The organism is Pseudomonas sp. E45-MNA-CIBAN-0222 (assembly GCF_040310405.1).
GTDB classification, from domain to species: domain Bacteria; phylum Pseudomonadota; class Gammaproteobacteria; order Pseudomonadales; family Pseudomonadaceae; genus Stutzerimonas; species Stutzerimonas stutzeri_AC.
This window is the reverse complement of record NZ_JBEOPU010000042.1, coordinates 1-1858: the sequence shown is the minus strand read 5'-3', so window position 1 is coordinate 1858 and position 1858 is coordinate 1. Positions and strand designations below refer to the sequence as shown.

1 protein-coding gene and 1 pseudogene are annotated in these 1858 nt (G+C 55.5%); one reads left to right on the top strand and one right to left on the bottom strand.

Going from position 1 to position 1858, the window contains the following annotated elements; genetic code table 11:
* Positions 1 to 91: 91 nt before the first annotated feature.
* A pseudogene (gene mobA / locus AAEZ08_RS22670) lies at positions 92 to 523 on the bottom strand (molybdenum cofactor guanylyltransferase MobA); the annotation flags it as partial.
* Positions 524 to 753: 230 nt separating this feature from the next.
* Here mobA and AAEZ08_RS22665 point away from each other — a divergent pair.
* Positions 754 to 1785, top strand: a complete 1032-nt coding sequence (locus AAEZ08_RS22665) for an acyltransferase family protein (RefSeq protein ID WP_003281297.1) — start codon at positions 754 to 756, stop codon at positions 1783 to 1785.
* The last annotated feature ends 73 nt before the right edge of the window (positions 1786 to 1858 follow it).

Here is a 1858-nt window from a genome sequence, read left to right as displayed (position 1 = left end):
AAGCGGTATTTGCAACGGACGGCGGGATAAGTCCGTCCGAAAGGCGGGGCTGGCCCGCTAATCAGCAAAATCAGGGTTCGGCCTGTCGGCCGGTGGGAATTATGCTGAACAGGGGCTCCCACTGGCCTTCGCAGCTCAGCATGACTGGCCTGTCTGGCTCTTCGAGCGCGGTCTGGTAGAGCGACTGCAGTAAGGGGCGATCAATCAACGGGGTGTCGCACGGCAGTACGAGCATCCACGCGTTGCGAGCAGCTGCAAGACCGCTGCGTATTCCTGCAAGGGGCCCGGGGAATCCCTGCTCTTCATCGCTAATCAATCGATCGGCATAGGCCGAGTAGCGGGCTCGATTGCGGTTGCAGGATAGCAGCAGGTCGTCTGTCAATGGCTGAACGGTCTCATGCAACCATGCAATCAATGGGCGTCCCTGCCATTCGACCAGTCCTTTGTCCTGTCCTCCCATGCGTTGCCCACGGCCACCCGCCAGAAGCAGGATGGAGCAGGAAGGCAGTAGCGGGTCGGGCATATCATCGCTCCAGAAAAGCTTGCATATAGCGCTCGGGCTGGCGGTCAGGCAACGTGCGCGCGGGAGGTGTGGAGGCCTGGCGCTCGGTTTATTGGAATCTGTGTCGCGCTTCGGCGACCCAGGAGTGCTTCAGCTAAACCAACGAAAAATCCTGTTGTCTATCTCCTCCAGCCACCCTCTCTGGAAGAGGGTGCCGCCTGCTCATTGGCCGATACAAGGAGAACAATCAAATGCAGGAGAGAAACGTTTGGGTTGATTATGCCAAGGCGATCGGGATCATTCTTGTTGTCTACGGGCATGTCGCGCGAGGCGTATTCAATGCCGGGTTGCCGATGGATGAGGCGCGATTCGTGCTGGTCGACAGCATCATCTACAGCTTTCACATTCCGCTGTACTTCTTCCTGTCGGGTTTATTCTTCTTCGATTCGTTGCAGAAGCGGGGCCGGGGCGGGTTGATCATCAACAAGGTCGACACAATCGTCTATCCCTTTATTGTCTGGTCTTTACTACAAGGTCTGTTCGAAGTCGTCCTGTCGAATTACACGAACGGTCAGGTCACCTTGGTTGAGGTGTTCTCGCTGCTCTGGATGCCGCGAGCGCAGTTCTGGTTCCTGTACGCTCTGTTTCTGGTGTTCGTGGTTTGTGCGTTTCTTTATGCGCGGGCAGATCGGCGCTATTTCTTGCCATTCGTGGTCCTGTTTGGCTTGCTGTATGTCTTCCAGCAGGATCTGACGGTAAACAACATGACCCGCTTTATCCTGGGCAACACCGTCTTCTTCGCATTGGGCGTCTGGTTCAACGAGGTCAAGGCGTTCTTCCTCGCGCGTTATACACAGCTGACATTATTTTTCGGTGCGCTGTTCATCCTGGGGCAGTACCTGTTTCATGTGACCTTCGGTCTGAACTATGCCGATGGCGGCATGGCGGTACTCGCGCTTGCAACCATATCCATCTTTTTCATGATCGCGTTGTCGATGTGGCTAGGTCAGTTTCGCGTGGATTGGTTTCTGTTCATCGGCGCTTCGTCGATGACGATCTACCTGATGCATATTCTGGCCGGTAGCGGGGTGCGGGTAATACTCAGCAAATTCCTCGGTATTGATTCAATCACAGCGCATCTGATTATCGGAACGCTGATCGGTACGGCGGCTCCGTTGTTGGCGCAAGTCGTGATCAATCGCTACAAACTGTACTTCTTGCTTACCCCGCCCAAGCAGATTTCGGCATCTCAGTTCCATATGCGCAAGGCTGTTGTCCACTAGGGAGACACTGCATAAATAGCCAGCCGCCCCCACCCTTGGCACACTGAGCCCCCTCAACCAGCCCCCTCCATGA